Consider the following 20,751-nt stretch of genomic DNA (forward strand, 5'->3'; position numbering starts at 1 on the left):
ACTTTGCAAGAAGGAGCACCCGATGCCTGTGTATGACTATGTCGTGGTCGGCGGTGGTACCGCCGGTTCCGTCATCGCCTCCCGCCTCACCGAGGATCCCGACGTCACCGTCGCCGTCATCGAGGGCGGTCCCTCCGACCTCGACCGCGACGAGGTGCTGACGCTGCGCCGCTGGCTCGGCCTGCTCGGCGGCGAGCTGGACTACGAGTACACGACCACCGAGCAGCCCCGCGGCAACTCGCACATCCTGCACAGCCGCGCCAAGGTCCTCGGCGGCTGCTCCTCCCACAACACCCTGATCTCCTTCAAGCCGCTGCCGTCCGACTGGGACGAGTGGGCGGCGGCGGGCGCGGCCGGCTGGGGCGCCAAGGAGATGGACCCGTACTTCGGCAAGCTCCGCAACAACATCGTGCGGGTGGCGAAGAAGGACCAGAACCAGATCGCCACGGACTGGATCGAGGCGACGAAGTCCGCACTCGGTGTCCCCGAGGTCGTCGGCTTCAACGACCAGCCCTTCGAGGAGGGCGTCGGCTTCTTCGACCTCTCCTACCACCCGGAGAACAACAAGCGCTCCTCCGCGTCCGTCGCCTACCTCCACCCGCACATGGAGGCCGGCGACCGCCCGAACCTCACGCTGATGCTGGAGACCTGGGCGCACAAGCTGGAGCTGGACGGCACCGCCGCCAAGGGCGTCCACGTCCGCACCAAGGACGGCGAAGAGGTCTACGTCGAGGCCGCGCGCGAGGTGCTGGTCTGCGCCGGCGCCGTCGACACCCCGCGGCTGCTGATGCACTCCGGCATCGGTCCGAAGCGGGACCTGGAGGCGCTGGGCATCCCCTGCGTGCTCGACCTGCCGGGCGTCGGTGAGAACCTGCTCGACCACCCGGAGTCGGTGATCGTCTGGGAGACCGACGGGCCGATCCCGGACAACTCCGCGATGGACTCCGACGCGGGCCTGTTCGTCAAGCGGGACCCGGAGCACAAGGGCCCCGACCTGATGTTCCACTTCTACCAGATCCCGTTCACCGACAACCCCGAGCGGCTGGGCTACGAGCGCCCCGAGCACGGGGTCTCGATGACCCCCAACATCCCCAAGTCCCGCTCCCGCGGCCGTCTCTACCTCACCTCCGCCGACCCCGAGGTCAAGCCCGCGCTCGACTTCCGGTACTTCGAGCGGGACGAGAACGGGGTCGACTACGACGGCGACACCCTCGTCGACGGCATCAAGCTGGCCCGCAGGATCGCGCAGGCCGAGCCGTTCGCCAAGTGGCTCAAGCGGGAGGTCTTCCCCGGTCCCGACGTCACCGACGACGCGGAGATCAGCGAGCTGGTGCGCAAGGCGGCCCACACCGTCTACCACCCGGCCGGCACCTGCAAGATGGGCGCCGCCGATGACCAACTCGCCGTTGTCGACCCTGAGTTGAAGATCCGAGGGCTGTCCGGCATCCGTATCGCCGACGCCTCCGTCTTCCCGACGATGCCGGCCGTCAACCCGATGCTGGGCGTGCTCATGGTGGGGGAGAAGTGCGCCGACCTGCTCCATAAGGCTCCAACCCAAGGAGGTGATGCGTGATGGCTACCACCTCCGCCGGCGCATCCGAGATACCCAACGCCCGCACGTCCAAGGACGCTTCCACCGCTCCGGAGTCCGACGGCCGTGAGATCGTCTTCTCCGTCCGTCACCTCTGGAAGGTCTTCGGCCCCAAGGCCGACCGCATCCCCGGCGACGCCTCGGTCACCGACCTGAGCGCCCAGGAGCTGCGCGAGAAGACCGGCTGTGTGGCCGCCGTCCGGGACGTCTCCTTCGACGTCCACAAGGGCGAGGTCTTCGTCGTGATGGGGCTGTCCGGCTCCGGCAAGTCCACCCTCGTCCGGTGCCTGACCCGGCTGATCGAGCCGACCAGCGGCGAGCTGGAGATGGACGGCGAGGACGTCCGCGCCATGGACCGCACCACGCTGCGCGAACTGCGCCGCCGCCGCGCCGCCATGGTCTTCCAGCACTTCGGTCTGCTGCCGCACCGCAGCGTCGTCGACAACGTCGGCTACGGCCTGGAGATCCAGGGCGTCGGCAAGGCGGAGCGCCGCAAGAAGGCCGGCGAGATCGTCGACAAGGTCGGTCTGAACGGACTGGAGAAGCGTCGCCCCGGCCAGCTCTCCGGCGGTCAGCAGCAGCGCGTCGGGCTCGCCCGCGCGCTCGCCGTCGACCCCGAGGTGCTGCTCTTCGACGAGCCGTTCAGCGCGCTCGACCCGCTCATCCGCCGCGACATGCAGGAAGAGGTCGTCCGCCTGCACCGCGAGGAGGGCCGGACGATGGTCTTCATCACCCACGACCTCGCCGAGGCGCTGCGGGTCGGTGACCGGATCGCCCTGATGCGCGACGGGCAGATCGTCCAGCTCGGCACCCCCGAGGAGATCGTCGGCTCCCCGGCCGACGACTACGTCCGCGACTTCGTCCGTGACGTCCCGCGCGAGCAGGTCCTCACCGTGCGCCGCGCGATGCGCCCCGTCGAGGACGGCGAGGCCGACCAGGGCCCGGCGCTGGGCCCCGACACCCTGATCTCCGAAGCCATCGAGGCGGTCGCCCGCTCCGGCGGCGCGGTCCGCATCGTCGACGACGGCCGCTGCGTGGGCATCGTCGACCACGCCTGTCTGCTGAACGTGGTCGCCCGGGTCGACGGTCCGCAGCACGGTGAGGTGGCAGCCTGATGTACGCCGCCACCACCCGCGGCGGCGCCCTGCGCGCCGTCGGCTCCAGAGCTCCCGCGGCCACCCCGCGGGCCCGGCTGCGCGCCACCCTGCTGCGCCACTGGCGCGAGGCCCAGCGCTGCGCCGCCCTGAACGTCCCTGCCGGCACCGTGAAGCGGGGGCGAGCATGAGCACTGTCTCCGCACCCCCGGCCTCGCAGCGCGGCCTCGGCGCCGACGCCCCCAAGCCCGGCCCGGCCCAGGCCCTGCTGCACCGCCGTGGCCTCGCCAAGCTCCTGCTGCTCGTCGTCGCCGCGGCCGTGCTCGTCCCGCTGCTGGCCACCAAGTACGGCGCCGCCTGGCCGTCCGCCCTCACCGTCGATGTCTCCGGCCCGCTCGGCAAGACCAGCGACTGGATCATCAACAACCGTGACAGCCACTGGCTGTTCGTATACTTCCTCGGTCACCTCAGCAACGCCGTGGTGATCTCCGTCCGCGCCGTCTACCTGCTGCTGCTCGCGCTCGGCTGGACCGGCGTGACGATCGGCATGACGCTGCTCGCCTGGCGCGTGGCCGGTCTGCGCATCGCGGCAACGGCGCTGATCTCCTTCCTGGTCAGCGGCCTGCTCGGGATGTGGGTCCCGACCATGCAGACGCTCGCCCTGATGGTCGTGGCGGTGGCTGTCTCGGTCGCCGTCGGCACGCTGCTGGGCCTGGCCGCCGGACTGTCCGAGCGGCTGTTCCGGATCCTGCGCCCGGTGCTGGACACCATGCAGGTGCTGCCCGCCTTCGCCTACCTCCTGCCCGTGGTGCTGGTCTTCGGCATCGGCGTCCCCGCCGCGCTGCTGGCCACCGTCATCTACGCGGCCCCGCCGATGGCCCGGCTGACCGCTCTCGGTCTGCGCGGCGCCGACCCCAACGTCCTGGAAGCCGTCGCCTCGCTCGGCGCCACCAGTCGGCAGCGGCTGGTGACCGCCCGGCTCCCGCTGGCCCGCAAGGAGCTGCTGCTCGGCGTCAACCAGACGATCATGATGGCGCTGTCCATGGTCGTCATCGCCTCGATGATCGGCGCGGCCGGTCTCGGTGACCGCGTCTACCAGGCCCTCGCCTCGGTCGACGTCGGCGCCGCGCTCGCCGCCGCCATCCCGATCGTGCTGCTGGCCATCGTCATGGACCGCACCACCGCGGCGGCCGGCGAACGGCTCGGCGCGGACGCCCCCGTCACCGGCCCGGCGTGGCTGCGCGGCTGGCTGCCCTGGGCAGGCGCCGCCGTGGTCACCGCCGTCTTCGCCGGACTCGGCCGGCTGAGCGGCTCCCTGGTCTGGCCGGACGCCTGGGCCGTGGACATCGCCCACCCGGTCAACCACTTCAAGGAGTGGATGGTCAACCACCTCTACTCCGGCGTCCCCGTCATCGGCGGCACCGCCGACTGGGCCGCGCACTTCACCGACTGGGTGCTCAACCCGCTGCGGGACGGCCTGACCGCGCTGCCCTGGTACGGCACGCTGCTCATCGTCGCCGCGCTGGCCTGGCTCATCGGCACCTGGCGCACCGCGCTGACCGCCGTCCTCGCGATGGCCGCCATCGGTGTGCTGGGCGTGTGGAAGCCGTCCATGAACACCCTCTCCCAGGTGCTCGCCGCCCTGGTGGTGACCCTGGTGCTGGGCTTCGGCATCGGCATCCTCGCGGCCGGCAGCAAGCGGCTGGAGGCCATCCTGCGTCCGGTCCTGGACGTCATGCAGACCATGCCGCAGTTCGTCTACCTCATCCCGGTGGTCGCGCTGTTCGCCGTGGGCCGCGCCCCGGCCGCCGCCGCGGCCGTGGTCTACGCCCTGCCGGCCGTCATCCGCATCACCACCCAGGGCCTGCGCCAGGTCGACCCGGCCGCCATGGAGTCCGCCCGTTCCCTGGGCGCCACCCGCTGGCAGATGCTGCGCCAGGTCCAGCTCCCGCTGGCCCGGCCCGCCCTGCTGCTGGCCGTCAACCAGGGCGTGGTCCTCGTCCTCGCCGTCGTCATCATCGGCGGTCTGGTCGGCGGCGGTGCCCTCGGCTACGACGTCGTCACCGGCCTCGCCACCGGCGACCTGGGCCTCGGCCTGGTCGCGGGTGTGGCCATCGTGTGCCTGGGCCTGATGCTCGACCGGGTGACCCAACCCACGGAACGCCGCACGACGGGGAAGGGAGTCTGACCATGTCCCGTAAGCGCACCATGATCATCGGGACGGCCGCGCTGGCCGGCACGGCGGTCCTCTCCTTCTCCCTGTCGGCCTGCGGCAAGGCCGACATGACCAAGCAGACCTCGCCGTTCGCCGCGGCCAAGGGCTCCAAGTCGGTCACCCTGTCCGTACAGACCTGGGTCGGCGCGCAGTCCAACGTCGCGGTGGCGAAGTACCTGCTCGAACACGAGCTGGGCTACCACGTCGACACCGTCCAGGTGGACGAGATCCCCGCCTGGGACGCCCTGAGCCAGGGCCGGGTCGACGCGATCCTGGAGGACTGGGGCCACCCGGACCAGGAAAAGCGGTACGTCAAGGACAAGAAGACGATCACCGCTGCCGGCGGCAACGGCGTCACCGGCCACATCGGCTGGTATGTCCCCAAGTACTGGGCCGACAAGCACCCCGAGGTCACCGACTGGAAGAACCTCAACAAGGTCGCAAACCAGCTCCGCACCTCGGAGAGCGGCAACAAGGGCCAGCTGATGGACGGTTCGCCGTCCTATGTCACCAACGACAAGGCGCTGGTGAAGAACCTCAAGCTCAACTATGAGGTCGTCTTCGCGGGCTCCGAGGCGGCGCAGATCACCCAGATCCAGCAGTTCGCCAAGGAGAAGAAGCCCTTCCTCACGTACTGGTACGAGCCGCAGTGGCTCTTCAACCAGGTGCCGATGGTGGAGGTCAAGCTCCCCAAGTACACCGACGCCTGCGCGGAGAAGGGCACGAAGGACCCCACGTCCATCGACTGCGCCTACCCGACCACTCCGCTCCAGAAGTTCTTCAACACCGAGTTCGCCAAGAAGGGCGGCAGCGCCGCGGCCTTCCTGAAGAACTTCAAGTGGACCAAGGACGACCAGAACGAGGTGTCCGAGGACATCGCCTCGAAGGGGCTGACCGCCGACGAGGCGGCCAAGCAATGGGTGAACAAGCACCCGGAGGTCTGGAAGAAGTGGCTCCCCAAGAAGTAGCCGTAAGGGGAGAGCACGGGGCCGCGGGCGGTCGCACCATGGGTGCGGCCGCCCGCGGCTGTGTTGTGGGGCGGCGGCACGGGGCACGCCCCCCCGCTTCTCTCGCTCGTTCGGGTGACGGCCTCGTGTTGCCCCGCCGCGCACCCGCGGGCGCAGCACGCTGGGAAGCCGTTGCCGAGGGAAGGCCCCCCATGCCGCTGCCGCCGAAGTGCCCCACCACCGACTGCCACGACTGGCTGTGGAAGGACACCGCCACCACCGACACCGACTGGGACAACTGGCGCTGGTGGTGCTGCCGCTGCGACAAGAAGTGGTACCCGACGGCGGAACAGCTCGCGGAGTTCCGCCACGGGGCGTCGGCGGGGGCGCCCCACTCCGCGTACCGGGACCCCAGGGCCGGGGCGGGCCGGTAGCGGGAGCCCGACCCACGCCCGGCCACGCCTTACGTGCGGTCCGTGCGGCCCGTCGTTTCCGCCCGCAACCCCTCCGCCATCTCCCGCACCGCCGCCATCGCCCTCCACTGGAGCCCCGGCCCGAAGGTGACCCGGGCGGCACCGAGGGCGCCGAGTTCGCGGGGGGCGGGGCCGTCCGGCAGGACCACGGCGTTGACGGGGAGGCCGATGGCGGTGGCCAGGTGGGCCAGTTGGGCGGGTGGGGCGGTGATGGGGTAGACGCAGTCGGCGCCCGCCTCGGCGTACAGGCGGCCGCGGCGGATCGTCTCGTCCTCGTCCGGGACGCCCCGCAGATAGGTGTCGATGCGGGCGTTGATGACCAGGGCGTCGCCCGCCTCGGCCCGTACCTGCGCCAGCCAGTCCGCCTGTTCCTGCGGGTCGCGGAGGGCGCCGGTGGCGTGGTCGGTGTCCTCCAGGTTGCAGCCGACCGCGCCGGCGTCCATGAGCCGGGCCACCAACTCCTGTGCGGCGAGCCCGTATCCGGCCTCCACGTCCGCCGTGACCGGGATGTCCACCGCCCGTACGATCCGGGTGATGGCCGCGAACATCTCGCCGGCCGGGGTCTGCCCGTCCTCGTAGCCGAGGCTGGCGGCGACGCCGGCGCTGGGGGTGGCCAGCGCCGGGAAGCCCGCATCGGCGAAGACCCGGGCGCTGGCGGCGTCCCACGGGCCGGGCAGTACCAGCGGATCGCCCGGCTTCCGGCCGTGGTGCAGATCCCGCAGTACGGTGGCGCTCATAGCTCTTCTCCCGGAGGTTGGCGGATGGTGACGTTGACCCGGTTCCAGTTGTTGATGGCGACGATCACCGCGATCAGGTGGGCGAGTTCCGTCTCGTCGAAGTGGGCGGCCGCCTGCGCGTAGACCTCGTCGGGGACGAAGCCGTCGGTGAGGACGGTGACCGCCTCGGTGAGGGCGAGGGCGGCCCGCTCGCGCGCGGTGTAGAGGTCGCCGGACTCCTCCCATGCGGGCAGCAGATCGATCCGCCGCCGGTCGACCCCCGCCTCCCGCAGGTTCTTCACGTGCATGTCCATGCAGAACGCACACCGGTTGAGCTGTGAGGCGCGCAGGACGACCAATTCGGCCAGTACCGGATCCCCCAGCCCCTCCTTGGCGGCCGTGGTCAGCCGGAGCTGGGCCCGGCCGAACGCGGACATCCGACCCCAGAACTTCATGCGCTGGGTCATCGCGGTCACGCCTTCCCCGGGGTCATGCGGGTGCTCACGCCGAACCGGTTCCAGGCGTTGATGGTGGTGATCAGGGCGATCAGGTGGGCGAGTTCGGTCTCGTCGAAGTGGGCGGTCGCCTGCGCGTAGGCCTCGTCGAGGACGAAGCCGTCGGTGAGGTGGGTGATCGCCTCGGTGAGCGCGAGCGCCGCCCGCTCCTTCGGGGTGTAGAGGTCCGGCGCCTCCGCCCAGGCGAGCAGGAGGTGCAGCCGCTCCTCGCTCTCGCCGGCCTTGCGGGCGTCGGTGAGGTGCATATCGAGGCAGAACGCGCACTTGTTGAGCTGCGAGGCGCGGATCTTGACCAGCTCGGCCAGGGCCGGGTCGACGTCCTTCCTGGCCGCCGCGTCCAGCGCGATCATCGCTCGGTAGACCTCGGGGGCACGCTGTGCCCAGTGCAGCCGGGGTCCGTGGTCGTGCGCCGGTGCCGTGCCGGAGGCGCCGGGCGCCGGTGTGTCGTCGGTCGTCATGGCTACGACGCTACGGCGGCAATGGCGCAGCGGTATGGTCCACTTCCATGGAGGATTCCTGGGCCAATTCCTGGGCCACTTTCGGTCGTGATCTGCATCTGGACCTCAGCGGCCCCGGCGGCCTGCGAGTGGCCCTGTTGCGCGCGCTGCGCGAAGCCGTACGGTCCGGGCGGCTGGCCCCCGGCACCCGGCTGCCGTCCTCCCGCTCCCTCGCCGCCGACCTCGGCATCGCCCGGAACACCGTCGCCGACGCCTACGCCGAACTGGTCGCGGAGGGCTGGCTCAGCGCCCGCCAGGGCTCCGGCACCCGGGTCGCCTGGGGGCACCTCCCGGACGGGGTCCGGGGGAGGGTGCCGCCGCGCACGGCGCCTACCGCCCGCCGCGCCCCCGGCCCGCCGCACCGCGCCGGCCGGCCGCGCTTCGACCTCACCGCGGGCACCCCCGACGTCGCCGCCTTCCCCCGCACCGCCTGGCTCGCCGCCGCCCGCCGCGCACTGACCGCCGCGCCCAGCGAGGCCTTCGGCTACGGCACCCCGGCAGGACGCCCCGAACTGCGCGCCGTCCTCGCCGACTACCTGGCCCGCGCCCGCGGCGTCCACACCGACCCCGACCGCATCGTGCTCTGCACCGGCTTCATGCAGGGGCTGGCCCTGCTCGGCCGCACGCTGGGCGCCGGCCGGCTGGCCACCGAGTCGTACGGCCTCGGCTTCCACCGGGACGTCATCGAGCGCGCCGGTCTGCGCACCGTGCCCCTCGGCGTCGATGAACACGGCGCCCGTACCGAGGAGCTGGCCGCCCTCGACGACCTGCGGGCCGCCCTCCTCACCCCCGCCCACCAGTTCCCCACCGGCGTTCCGCTGCACCCCGACCGCCGGGCCGCCGCCGTCAACTGGGCGCGCGCCACCGGTGGTTACATCCTGGAGGACGACTACGACGGGGAGTTCCGCTACGACCGCCAGCCGGTCGGCGCGCTCCAGGGGCTGGACCCCGACCACGTCGTGTACCTGGGCACCGCGAGCAAGAGCCTGGCCCCCGCACTTCGGCTGGCCTGGATGGTGCTGCCGGACCGCCTCGTCGATCCGCTGCTCGCCGTCAAGGGCACCGGCGAATGGCAGTCCGGGCAGCTGGAGCAGCTCACCCTCGCCGAGTTCATCTCCTCGGGCGCCTACGACCGGCATCTGCGCGGGATGCGGCTGCGCTACCGGCGCCGCCGCGACCAGCTGGTGGCCGCTCTGGCCGACCGCGCGCCGCACGTCCATGTCTCCGGCATCGCCGCCGGACTCCACGCCGTACTGGAACTCCCGCCCGGCACCGAACAGTCCCTCGTCCAGGCCGCCCGCTGGCAGGGCCTCGCCCTGGAAGGCCTCAGCGACTTCCGCGACCCCGCCGCCCCCACGCCGCCCCGCGACGCCCTGGTCGTCGCCTACGGCACCCCGCCCGACCACTCCTTCGCAGGCGTCCTGGACGCGCTGATCAGGGCGCTGCCGCCGGGGGAGTGACGGACGGCCGTGCGCCGGCGCCCCGCGGCTGGATGACCGCGCGCGGGCGCCCCGTTGCCGGACCGCCATGCTCCGGCGCCCCGTTGCCGTACGACCCTGCGCCGACGCCCCGCCGCCGGGAAGCGCCCCCCCGCTACAACTCCCGGACGAACGCCACCCGGTCCAGCCCCGGCCCGTCGTAATCCGTCTGCACCGGCACCCCGTCCTCCTCCCGGTCGCCCGGTTCCAGACGGAAGCCCATACGGGAGTGGTACGCGAGGGAGTCGCGGTTGTTGGGGCTGGTGATGCAGCGGACCTGGCTGCGGCCGGCCTCCCTGGCCAGCGTGAAGAACCGCTCGTAGAGCGCCCTGCCGACGCCGTCCCGTTTGCCGTCCGGGCACACGCCCACGAAGTGGATGTATGCGGTCCGCGGATCCGTCTGGGACAGAAAGCCGATCAGGAACGCGTGCAGGGCCCGGTCCGGGCGTTCGACGAGAAAGCTGGTGCCGGCGAAGTGCTGCAGAAACAGTCGCGGCACCAGCAACTGCCGCTGCAGCGCGCCCGCTTCACCACCCAGCCCGCCCCACCAGTCGGCCAGCGCCTCCTGGAGGCGCGGGTGGTCCGACGGCCGGGGATGGCGCAGCGTCAGATCGCCCCGTATCGCGCCGGGCGCGGGCACCGGAGTGCTGTCGGTCATGGCGTCACCCTTCCCACCGTGGGCCGGCCCTCGTGGCCGGCTCCAGGGGCCGCCGGGCCGGCGACGGTCCGGCAACGGCCCTGGGGACGTCCCCGGCAACGGCCCGGGGGCGCCCCGGAAACGCAATGTACCGACCGCCCGTATGTGACCCCAGCGCCGGTCTGCGCAATCCGTACGCCTGCGGTGTGCGCCTCGCGTGCCCCTGGGGTCGCCGAGCGCTGCGCCATCCGGAGGGAACCCCGGGGCAGCTATGGCGCGTACGGGTGAAGGGCGCGCCTACTGATGCCAACGGTCGGCGGGTTGCTCACCTGTCAGGGGGACATCGGTACGCCGCAGGCCCGGCACCGCCGGCTGCCCTCACCGCCCCACCCTCATACAGGAAGTTGTCGTCTCTCCGCAGCCCTTCGGGCTCGGTGGGGGCGCACGGCCCGCTGCCCTCCACACACCCATCGAAGGGCACCGCACCATGACATTGACCCTCACGTTGGCGTCCGCAGCACCGAATCCAGCGGTGTTCGGACAGCCCGTGACCTTAACCGCAGTTGTTATCCCCCTCGGACTGGGCACACCCACCGGCACCGTCACCTTCTCCGTCTCCGGCGGGCCCACCGTGACGGCGCCGCTCGTCGGCGGCACCGCGACGGCGGTCGTCAACAACGTCAACGTCGGTTTCCACACCATCACGGCGCAGTACAACGGCAGTTTCTTCTTCTCCCCCTCCAGCGGCCTGGCCTCGCTGACCGTGCTGCAGGCGTCCACGACCACCACGGTCACCTCGTCCCCCGACCCCTCGACCTTCGGCCAGCCGGTCACCTTCACCGCCCATGTCGCGCCGGTCGCGCCGGGCAGCGGTACCCCCACCGGCACGGTCACCTTCGTCATCGGGGGCAGCGGGGGTGGCACCCTGACGGCACCGCTCGTCGGCGGCAACGCCAGCGTCACCACCAGCACCCTCGGCGTCGGCACCCACCCCGTCACCGCCACGTACAACGGCAGTGCCAACTACGCGGCGTCCTCCGGGACCGACACCCAGACCGTGCAGGGCCAGGCGTCGACGACCACCACGGTCACGTCCTCGCCCGACCCATCGGTGTTCGGCCAGCCGGTCACCTTCACCGCCACGGTCGCGCCGGTCCCACCCGCTGTGGGCACCCCGACGGGCACGGTCACCTTCGTCATCGCCGGTGGTCCGACGCTGACGGCGCCGCTCGTGGGCGGTACGGCGAGCGTGACCACCAGCGCCCTGAGTGTCGGCTCACACGCGGTCACCGCCACCTACAGCGGCGACGTCAACTTCGCCAGCTCCAGCGGCACCGACACCCAGCTCGTCAACAAGGCCTCGACGACCACGACGGTCACCTCGTCCCCGGACCCCTCCGTGTTCGGGCAGACAGTGACGCTCACGGCCACGGTCGTGCCGGTCCCACCCGGTGCGGGTACCCCGACGGGCACGGTCACCTTCGTCATCACCGGTGGTCCGACGCTGACGGTGCCGCTCGTGGGCGGTACGGCGAGCGCGAACGTCAGCGGCCTCAGCGTCGGCTCACACGCGATCACGGCCTTCTACAGCGGAGACGGCAACTTCAACGGCTCCAGCGGCACCGATTCCCAGCTCGTCAACAAGGCCTCGACGACCACGACGGTCACCTCGTCCCCGGACCCCTCGACCTTCGGCCAGCCGGTGACGTTCACCGCCACCGTCGCGCCGGTGTCCCCCGGTGCGGGCACCCCGACCGGCACGGTCACCTTCGTCATCGGCGGGACCGGGGGCGGCACCCTGACCGGAACGCTCTCGGGTGGTACGGCAACCGTCACGACCAGCTCACTCGGCCCCGGCACCCATACCGTCACCGCGACCTACAGCGGCGACGCCGGCTTCAACGGCTCCAGCGGAACCGACACCCAGACGGTGGGCCAGTCGGCGACGACCACGACGGTCACCTCGTCCCCGGACCCCTCGACCTTCGGCCAGACGGTGACGTTCACCGCCACCGTCGCGCCGGTGCCCCCGGGGGCGGGCACGCCCACCGGCACGGTCACCTTCGTCATCAGCGGCGGCGGGGGCGGCACCCTGACGGGGACCCTCTCCGGTGGCACGGCGTCCGTCACGACCAGCTCACTGGCCGTCGGCACCCATACCGTCACCGCGACCTACAGCGGCGACGCCGGCTTCGCCGGTTCCAGCGGCACCGACACCCAGACGGTGGGCCAGTCGGCGACGACCACGACGGTCACCTCCTTCCCCGACCCCTCCGTGACCGGGCAGTCGGTCACCTTCACCGCCTTTGTCGGGCCGGTGGCCCCCGGCGCCGGCGTCCCGACCGGCACCGTCGCGTTCAACATCACCAATGGGGTCACCACGGTGAACCTCACCGGGACCCTGGACGGCGCCGGCGTCGCGGCCGTCAGCACCAACGGGCTGGTGACCGCGGGCGTTTACACCGTCACCGCGACCTACGCCGGTGACGCCAACTTCACCGGCTCCAGCGACACCGACACCCAGACGGTCGCCCCGGCAGCGACGACCACGTCGGTCTCCTCGTCCCCGGACCCGTCCGTGGTCGGACAGTCGGTGACCTTCACGGCCACGGTCGCCCCGGTGTCTCCGGGCGCGGGCACCCCGACCGGCACGGTCACCTTCGTCATCAGTGGCGGTCCGACGCTGACCGGCACCCTGTCCGGCGGTACGGCGACCGTCAGCACGAGCGCCCTCACCGCCGGAGTGCACACCGTCACCGCGACCTACGGCGGTGACGGCAATTTCACCGGTTCGGTCGGCACGGACACCCAGACCGTGGGTCAGGCGTCGACGACCACCACGGTGAGCACGTCTCCGGACCCGTCGGTCTTCGGGCAGTCGGTGACGTTGTCGGCCACGGTCGCGCCGGTGTCTCCCGGTGCGGGTACGCCGACCGGCACGGTGACGTTCGTGGTGACGGGTGGTCCGACGCTGACGGCGACGCTTTCGGGCGGTACGGCGAGCGTCAGCACGAGCGCCATCCCGGTCGGTACCAGTACCGTCACGGCGACGTACAGCGGTGACGCGAACTTCACCGGCTCCAGCGGCTCGGACACCCAGACGGTGACGCAGGCCGCGACGACCACGTCGGTCTCCTCGTCCCCGGACCCGTCCGTGGTCGGGCAGACGGTGACCTTCACGGCCACGGTCGCCCCGGTGTCTCCGGGTGCGGGGACGCCGACCGGTACGGTCACCTTCCTCGTGACCAACGGTGTGACGACGGTGAGCCTGACCGGGACGCTGAGCGGCGGCACGGTCAGTGTCAGCACCAACGGCCTGGTGACGGCCGGAAGTTACTCCGTCACCGCGACGTACAGCGGTGACGGCAATTTCACCGGTTCGGTCGGCACGGACACCCAGACCGTGGGTCAGGCGTCGACGACCACCACGGTGAGCACGTCTCCGGACCCGTCGGTCTTCGGGCAGTCGGTGACATTGTCGGCCACGGTCGCGCCGGTCTCTCCCGGTGCGGGTACGCCCACCGGCACGGTGACGTTCGTGGTGACGGGTGGTCCGACGCTGACGGCGACGCTTTCGGGCGGTACGGCGAGCGTCAGCACGAGCGCCATTCCGGTCGGTACGCACACCGTCACCGCGACCTACGGCGGTGACGCGAACTTCACCGGCTCCAGTGGTTCGGACACGCAGACGGTGGCGCCGGCGTTGACGACCACGTCGGTCTCCTCGGCTCCGGACCCGTCCGTGGTCGGTGAGACGGTGACGTTCACTGCGACCGTGGCGCCGGTGTCTCCGGGTGCGGGTACGCCGACCGGTACGGTCACCTTCCTCGTGACCAACGGTGTGACGACGGTGAGCCTGACCGGCACGCTGAGCGGCGGCACGGTCAGTGTCAGCACCAACGGCCTGGTGACCGCCGGGGTCTACTCCGTCACCGCGACGTACGGCGGTGACGGCAATTTCACCGGTTCGGTCGGCTCGGACACCCAGACCGTGGCCCCGGCCTCGACGACCACGGTGGTCAGTTCGGCTCCGGACCCGTCCGTGGTCGGCGAGACGGTGACGTTCACCGCGACCGTCGCCCCGGTACTCCCCGGTGCGGGCACGCCGACCGGTACGGTCACCTTCCTCGTGACCAACGGTGTGACGACGGTGAACCTGACCGGCACGCTGAGCGGCGGCACGGTCAGCGTCAGCACCAACGGCCTGGTGACCGCCGGGGTTTACACCGTCACCGCGACTTACGGCGGTGACGCGAACTTCACCGGCTCCAGTGGTTCGGACACGCAGACGGTGGCGCCGGCGTTGACGACCACGTCGGTCTCCTCGGCTCCGGACCCGTCCGTGGTCGGTGAGACGGTGACGTTCACTGCGACCGTGGCGCCGGTGTCTCCGGGTGCGGGTACGCCGACCGGTACGGTCACCTTCCTCGTGACCAACGGTGTGACGACGGTGAGCCTGACCGGGACGCTGAGCGGCGGCACGGTCAGTGTCAGCACCAACGGCCTGGTGACGGCCGGGGTTTATACCGTCACGGCGACGTACAGCGGTGACGCCAACTTCACCGGCTCCGTCGGTGCGGACACCCAGACCGTGGGCTTGTCGGCGACGACCACGACGGTCTCCACTTCTCCCGACCCGTCGGTGTTCGGTGAGTCGGTGACCCTCACGGCCACGGTCGCCCCGGTGTCTCCGGGCGCGGGTACGCCGACCGGCACGGTGACGTTCGTGGTGACGGGTGGTCCGACGCTGACGGCGACGCTTTCGGGCGGTACGGCCAGCGTCAGCACCACTGCCATCCCGGTTGGCACGAGTACCGTCACGGCGACGTACAGCGGTGACGGCAACTTCACCGGCTCCAGTGGTACGGACACCCAGACGGTGACCCAGGCGGCGACGACCACTGCGGTGTCCTCGTCCCCGGACCCGTCCGTGGTCGGTGAGACGGTGACGTTCAGCGCGACCGTGGCGCCGGTGTCGCCGGGTGCGGGGACGCCCACCGGCACGGTGACGTTCGTCGCCACCGACGGTGTGACGACGGTGAGCCTGACCGGGACGCTGAGCGGCGGGACGGTGAGCGTCAGCACCAACGGGCTGGTGACCGCCGGGACGTACAACGTCACGGCCACCTACAGCGGCGACGGCAACTTCACCGGTTCGGTCGGTTCGGACACGCAGACGGTGACGCAGGCGGCGACGACCACTGCGGTCACGACGTCTCCCGACCCGTCCGTCTTTGGGCAGTCGGTGACGTTGTCGGCCACGGTCGCCCCGGTGTCTCCGGGCGCGGGCACTCCCACCGGCACGGTGACTTTCGTGGTGACGGGTGGTCCGACGCTGACGGCGACGCTTTCGGGCGGTACGGCCAGTGTCAGCACCACTGCCATCCCGGTTGGCACGAGTACCGTCACGGCGACGTACAGCGGTGACGGGAACTTCACCGGCTCCAGTGGTTCGGACACGCAGACGGTGACCCAGGCCGCGACGACCACGTCCGTCTCCTCGTCCCCGGACCCGTCCGTGGTCGGTGAGACGGTGACGTTCAGCGCGACCGTGGCGCCGGTGTCGCCGGGTGCGGGGACGCCCACCGGCACGGTCACGTTCGTCGCCACCGACGGTGTGACGACGGTGAGCCTGACCGGGACGCTGAGCGGCGGGACGGTGAGCGTCAGCACCAACGGGCTGGTGACCGCCGGGACGTACAACGTCACGGCCACCTACAGCGGCGACGGCAACTTCACCGGTTCGGTCGGTTCGGACACGCAGACGGTGACGCAGGCGGCGACGACCACTGCGGTCACGACGTCTCCCGACCCGTCCGTCTTTGGTCAGTCGGTGACCCTCACGGCCACCGTGGCGCCGGTGTCTCCGGGCGCGGGTACGCCGACCGGTACGGTCACGTTCGTGGTCACCGGCGGTCCGACGCTGACCGGCACCCTTTCCGGGGGCACGGTGAGCGTGAGCACGACTGCCATTCCGGTCGGTACCAGTACCGTTACGGCGACGTACAGCGGTGACGGGAACTTCACCGGCTCCAGTGGTTCGGACACCCAGACGGTGACCCAGGCGGCGACGACCACTGCGGTCTCCTCGTCCCCGGACCCGTCGGTGTTCGGTGAGTCGGTGACCCTCACGGCCACGGTCGCGCCGGTGTCTCCCGGTGCGGGTACGCCGACCGGTACGGTCACGTTCGTGGTCACCGGCGGTCCGACGCTGACGGCGACGCTTTCGGGCGGTACGGCCAGTGTCAGCACGACTGCCATTCCGGTTGGCACCAGTACCGTTACGGCGACGTACAGCGGTGACGGGAACTTCTCCGGTTCGGTCGGTTCGGACACGCAGACGGTGACGCAGGCGGCGACGACCACTGCGGTCACGACGTCTCCCGACCCGTCGGTGTTCGGTGAGTCGGTGACCCTCACGGCCACCGTGGCGCCGGTGTCTCCGGGCGCGGGTACGCCGACCGGTACGGTCACGTTCGTGGTCACCGGCGGTCCGACGCTGACCGGCACCCTTTCCGGGGGCACGGTGAGCGTGAGCACGACAGCCATTCCGGTCGGTACCAGTACCGTCACGGCGACGTACAGCGGTGACGGGAACTTCACCGGCTCCAGTGGTTCGGACACCCAGACGGTGACCCAGGCGGCGACGACCACGTCCGTCTCCTCGTCTCCGGACCCGTCCGTGGTCGGTGAGACGGTGACGTTCAGCGCGACCGTGGCGCCGGTGTCGCCGGGTGCGGGCACGCCGACCGGCACGGTGACGTTCGTCGCCACCGACGGTGACACCACCGTGAGCCTGACCGGCACCCTCAGTGGCGGGACGGTGAGCGTCAGCACCAACGGGCTGGTGACCGCCGGGACGTACAACGTCACGGCCACCTACAGCGGCGACGGGAACTTCTCCGGTTCCAGTGGTTCGGACACGCAGACGGTGACGCAGGCGGCGACGACGACTGCGGTCACGACGTCTCCCGACCCGTCGGTGTTCGGTGAGTCGGTGACCCTCACGGCCACGGTGGCGCCGGTGTCTCCCGGTGCGGGTACGCCGACCGGCACGGTGACTTTCGTGGTGACGGGTGGTCCGACGCTGACGGCGACGCTTTCGGGCGGTACGGCCAGTGTCAGCACGAGCGCCATTCCGGTCGGTACGCACACCGTCACCGCGACCTACGGCGGTGACGCGAACTTCACCGGCTCCAGTGGTTCGGACACCCAGACGGTGGCGCCGGCGTTGACGACCACGTCGGTCTCCTCGGCTCCGGACCCGTCCGTGGTCGGTGAGACGGTGACCTTCACGGCTACAGTCGCTCCGGTGTCGCCGGGGACGGGTACGCCGACCGGGACGGTGACGTTCGTCGCCACCGACGGTGTGACGACGGTGAGCCTGACCGGCACGCTGAGCGGCGGGACGGTGAGCGTCAGCACCAACGGGCTGGTGACGGCAGGGACTTATGCCGTCACGGCGACGTACAGCGGCGACGGCAACTTCACCGGTTCGGTCGGTTCGGACACGCAGACGGTGACGCAGGCGGCGACGACCACTGCGGTCACGACGTCTCCGGACCCGTCGGTGTTCGGTGAGTCGGTGACCCTCACGGCCACCGTGGCGCCGGTGTCTCCGGGCGCGGGTACGCCGACCGGTACGGTCACGTTCGTGGTGACGGGTGGTCCGACGCTGACGGCGACGCTTTCGGGCGGTACGGCCAGTGTCAGCACCACCGCCATCCCGGTTGGCACCAGTACGGTCACCGCGACCTACAGCGGTGACGCCAACTTCACTGCCTCCAGCGGCACCGACACCCAGACCGTCAACCAGGCGTCCACGACCACCACCGCCACCTCCTCGCCCGACCCCTCGACGTTCGGGCAGCTGGTGACCTTCACCGCGAACGTCGCCGTCAACTCGCCCGGAGCGGGCAGCCCGACCGGCACCGTCACCTTCGTCATCGACGGTGTCGGGGGCGGCACGCTGACCGGCACCGTCGTCGCGGGGGTCGCGACCGTCACCACCAACACGCTGGGGGCAGGTACGCACAACGTCACCGCGACCTACAACGGTGACGCCAACTTCGCCAGCTCTGTCGGGACGGACACCCAGACGGTGAACCAGGCCTCGACACTCACCACGGCCACGTCGTTCCCCGACCCGTCCACGAACGGGCAGACGGTCGGGTTCATCGCCTTCGTATCGGCGCTGGCCCCCGGCAGCGGCACCCCGACGGGCACCGTCAACTTCACCATCACCGACGGGGTGACCACCGTGAACCTCACCGGCACCCTGAACGGCAGCGGTGTCGCGACGGTCAGCTCCGCGCTCGCGACGGGCAACTACGTGGTCACGGCGAACTACACGGGAGACACCAACTTCGGCACCTCCACCGGAACCGACACCCAGACCGTCATCTAACCGTCCGCTCCGATCCATATCCACGCACTCACTCACCGCACAGCGCCGGGCCGTCCGTAGGGGCGGTCCGGCGCCTGCCGTGTGCCCCTGAGCTTGCCCCCCCCGGCAGCCCGCGTCCGGCCCCGGCCCGGGCATCGCGCCTGGAGCCGGCGCGTGACGACGTCTCAGGCCCACACGGCTTTGACCACGCTGTGGCCTGCTGCAGCCGCCCGCCCGTAGAGCCTTTGGAGGTCCCTGTGATGGTCGAGGAACTCCTGCCTGGCCTGCGCCTCGTCCTGGCCCCAGCCGGCGAGCTTGGCACTGGCGACGTGCCACAGCTCGTCGAAAGAGGCCCTCGCGAGGAAGTCTGCGGCCTGTGACACCCCAGGCGGGTCCAGGATCATCATGGGTGGGTTGGAGGGGTCGGCGTCTGCGCTGTGTGCCACGGGGCGGCCGCCGTATATCGGCAGCGTCCAGGGCTCGTCGGCATCTGCATCGAGGGCTTCGGCTGCGGCGTAGAGGTCATTGACGGAGCTCCAGACCTTGTCGATCGAGTCGGCGATGCCCGCTGCGTACTCGTCGGGGTGGTTCTCCCAAGCCGTCCACATGAACGCCGCAAGCCAGGTGTGGTCGTCCCGGATCTCGGATGCCGCGACGGCGCGCAGGTGTAGGTGGATGCTCACGGCGACGAGTCCTCCCGTTCGGCGGCCCGTCTGTCAGGCCGAGAGGACAGAACGTACTTCGAGGCACTGACAGCGAGACGTCCCGTCTCCTGGCGCTCGCCCCCGTCTCACCCCTCCAACACGCCCCGCAGCTGGTCGAGCCCCCAGTCCAGGTCCTCCTTGCTGATCATCAGCGGCGGGGCGAGGCGGATCGTTGCGCCGTGGGTGTCCTTGACCAGGACGCCGCGCGTCATCAGTTGCTCGGAGACGGACCGGCCGGTGCCGCGGGACGGGTTGATGTCCACGCCCGCCCACAGGCCGCGGCCGCGCACCGCGTCGACCGCGCCGTCGCCCACCAGCAGCCCCAGCTCGCTGTGCAGATGCTCGCCCAACTCCGTGGCCCGCTGCTGGAATTCGCCGGTGCGCAGCATCGCGATGACCTCCAGGGCCACCGCGCAGGCGAGCGGGTTGCCGCCGAACGTCGAGCCGTGCTCGCCGGGTGCGAAGACGCCCAGCACCTCGCGGGAGGAGATCACCGCCGAGACCGGCACCACCCCGCCGCCCAGCGCCTTGCCCAGGACGTACATGTCCGGGACCACGTCCTCGTGCTCACAGGCGAAGGTCCGGCCCGTGCGGCCGAGGCCGGACTGGATCTCGTCGGCGATGAACAGCACGTTCCGGCTGCGGGTCAGCTCCCGTACGCCCGCCAGGTAGCCCGGCGGCGGTACGAGTACGCCCGCCTCGCCCTGGATCGGCTCCAGGAGGACGGCGACGGTGTCGGCGTCGACGGCGGCCTCCAGCGCGGCCGGGTCGCCGTAGGGGACGATCTCGAAGCCGGGGGTGTACGGGCCGAAGTCCGCGCGCGCCTCGGGGTCGGTGGAGAAGGAGACGAGGGTCGTGGTGCGGCCGTGGAAGTTGTGGTCGGCGACGATGATCTTCGCCCGGCCGTCCGGGACGCCCTTGACCTGATAGCCCCACTTGCGGGCCGTCTTGATCGCGGTCTCGACCGCCTCGGCGCCGGTGTTCATCGGCAGGACGAGTTCCATGCCGCACAGCTCGGCCAGCTGGGTGCAGAACTCCGCGAACCGGTCGTGGTGGAAGGCGCGGGAGGTGAGCGTGACCCGGTCCAGCTGCGCCTTGGCCGCGTCGAGCAGGCGGCGGTTGCCGTGCCCGAAGTTCAGCGCGGAGTAGCCGGCGAGCATGTCCAGATAGCGCCGGCCTTCCACGTCCGTCATCCAGGCACCCTCGGCGGAGGCCACGACGACGGGCAGCGGGTGGTAGTTGTGCGCGCTGTGGGCCTCGGCAGCGGCGAGGAAGCGTTCCGTGGACGTCACCGGTGACTCCGTTCGGTAGACCGTGCGGGGCGCGGGCGCTGCCGCGTCCCCCTCCATTGTTGCGCCCGGCGGGACCGACCGGACCTGCGACGTTTCGCCGACCAGGGGGCCGGGGGTGTCCTAGGGCCTGTCCGATGGGTCATGGCCGGGCCCGCGGCGCCTGGCACGGCACCTCGCGGCGTTGCCGAAGCGTCCCGATAGCTCCG

14 protein-coding genes are annotated in these 20,751 nt (G+C 71.1%); 8 read left to right on the forward strand and 6 right to left on the reverse strand.

Features of this window, described 5'->3' with window-relative positions:
- Positions 1-22: 22 nt before the first annotated feature.
- The 6 genes from BKA18_RS22400 (at position 23) to BKA18_RS22425 (ending at position 6,281) form a co-directional block, all read left to right on the forward strand.
- Entirely contained in the window at positions 23-1,573 is a 1,551-nt protein-coding gene (locus BKA18_RS22400) for a GMC family oxidoreductase (protein ID WP_366044462.1), read from the forward strand.
- Positions 1,573-2,706 (forward strand): quaternary amine ABC transporter ATP-binding protein, encoded by a 1,134-nt coding sequence (locus BKA18_RS22405; protein ID WP_006603707.1) that lies wholly within the window; start codon positions 1,573-1,575, stop codon positions 2,704-2,706. The genes BKA18_RS22400 and BKA18_RS22405 overlap by 1 nt, the downstream gene beginning before the upstream one ends.
- Positions 2,706-2,876 (forward strand): hypothetical protein, encoded by a 171-nt coding sequence (locus BKA18_RS22410; protein WP_167511620.1) that lies wholly within the window; start codon positions 2,706-2,708, stop codon positions 2,874-2,876. The genes BKA18_RS22405 and BKA18_RS22410 overlap by 1 nt, the downstream gene beginning before the upstream one ends.
- The gene (locus tag BKA18_RS22415; RefSeq protein ID WP_366044461.1) at positions 2,873-4,873 is read left to right on the forward strand and encodes an ABC transporter permease; all 2,001 of its coding nucleotides are present in this window, start codon (positions 2,873-2,875) and stop codon (positions 4,871-4,873) included. The genes BKA18_RS22410 and BKA18_RS22415 overlap by 4 nt, the downstream gene beginning before the upstream one ends.
- A 2-nt stretch (positions 4,874-4,875) precedes the next feature.
- Positions 4,876-5,868: an ABC transporter substrate-binding protein gene (locus BKA18_RS22420; RefSeq protein ID WP_366044460.1), complete on the forward strand. Its 993-nt coding sequence runs from the start codon at positions 4,876-4,878 to the stop codon at positions 5,866-5,868.
- Positions 5,869-6,059: 191 nt separating this feature from the next.
- The gene (locus BKA18_RS22425) at positions 6,060-6,281 is read left to right on the forward strand and encodes a hypothetical protein (RefSeq protein WP_006603704.1); all 222 of its coding nucleotides are present in this window, start codon (positions 6,060-6,062) and stop codon (positions 6,279-6,281) included.
- Between the two features lie 29 nt (positions 6,282-6,310).
- Here the strand turns inward: BKA18_RS22425 and BKA18_RS22430 are convergent, their stop codons facing one another.
- The 3 genes from BKA18_RS22430 to BKA18_RS22440 are packed head-to-tail and all read right to left on the reverse strand — an operon-like array spanning position 6,311 to position 8,009.
- Positions 6,311-7,057 (reverse strand): isocitrate lyase/PEP mutase family protein, encoded by a 747-nt coding sequence (locus BKA18_RS22430; protein ID WP_366044459.1) that lies wholly within the window; start codon positions 7,055-7,057, stop codon positions 6,311-6,313.
- The gene (locus BKA18_RS22435) at positions 7,054-7,503 is read right to left on the reverse strand and encodes a carboxymuconolactone decarboxylase family protein (protein ID WP_366044458.1); all 450 of its coding nucleotides are present in this window, start codon (positions 7,501-7,503) and stop codon (positions 7,054-7,056) included. Before BKA18_RS22435 ends, BKA18_RS22430 begins: the two co-directional genes overlap by 4 nt.
- Before the next feature lie 5 nt (positions 7,504-7,508).
- Positions 7,509-8,009 carry a carboxymuconolactone decarboxylase family protein gene (locus BKA18_RS22440; protein WP_366044457.1) on the reverse strand — a complete coding sequence of 167 codons (501 nt, stop codon included), beginning with the start codon at positions 8,007-8,009 and terminating at the stop codon, positions 7,509-7,511.
- 47 nt (positions 8,010-8,056) lie between these two features.
- On the opposite strand from BKA18_RS22440, the gene pdxR reads away from it, so the two are divergent.
- Positions 8,057-9,508, forward strand: a complete 1,452-nt coding sequence (gene pdxR, locus BKA18_RS22445) for a MocR-like pyridoxine biosynthesis transcription factor PdxR (RefSeq protein ID WP_366044456.1) — start codon at positions 8,057-8,059, stop codon at positions 9,506-9,508.
- A gap of 133 nt (positions 9,509-9,641) precedes the next feature.
- Here the strand turns inward: pdxR and BKA18_RS22450 are convergent, their stop codons facing one another.
- Positions 9,642-10,184, reverse strand: a complete 543-nt coding sequence (locus BKA18_RS22450; RefSeq protein WP_366044455.1) for a GNAT family N-acetyltransferase — start codon at positions 10,182-10,184, stop codon at positions 9,642-9,644.
- A gap of 466 nt (positions 10,185-10,650) precedes the next feature.
- Here BKA18_RS22450 and BKA18_RS22455 point away from each other — a divergent pair, with 466 nt between their 5' ends.
- Positions 10,651-18,570: an Ig-like domain repeat protein gene (locus BKA18_RS22455; RefSeq protein ID WP_366044454.1), complete on the forward strand. Its 7,920-nt coding sequence runs from the start codon at positions 10,651-10,653 to the stop codon at positions 18,568-18,570.
- A 164-nt stretch (positions 18,571-18,734) separates the two neighbouring features.
- On the opposite strand, the gene BKA18_RS22460 is transcribed toward BKA18_RS22455, so the two are convergent.
- Together BKA18_RS22460 and rocD are read right to left on the reverse strand one after the other, a co-directional pair.
- Positions 18,735-19,232, reverse strand: a complete 498-nt coding sequence (locus tag BKA18_RS22460; protein ID WP_366044453.1) for a DUF1877 family protein — start codon at positions 19,230-19,232, stop codon at positions 18,735-18,737.
- Between the two features lie 107 nt (positions 19,233-19,339).
- Entirely contained in the window at positions 19,340-20,545 is a 1,206-nt protein-coding gene (gene rocD, locus BKA18_RS22465; RefSeq protein WP_366044452.1) for an ornithine--oxo-acid transaminase, read from the reverse strand.
- Positions 20,546-20,751: the final 206 nt, after the last annotated feature.

It is taken from the genome of Streptomyces auratus, from assembly GCF_050433025.1.
Taxonomy (GTDB): Bacteria; Actinomycetota; Actinomycetes; order Streptomycetales; family Streptomycetaceae; genus Streptomyces; species Streptomyces sioyaensis.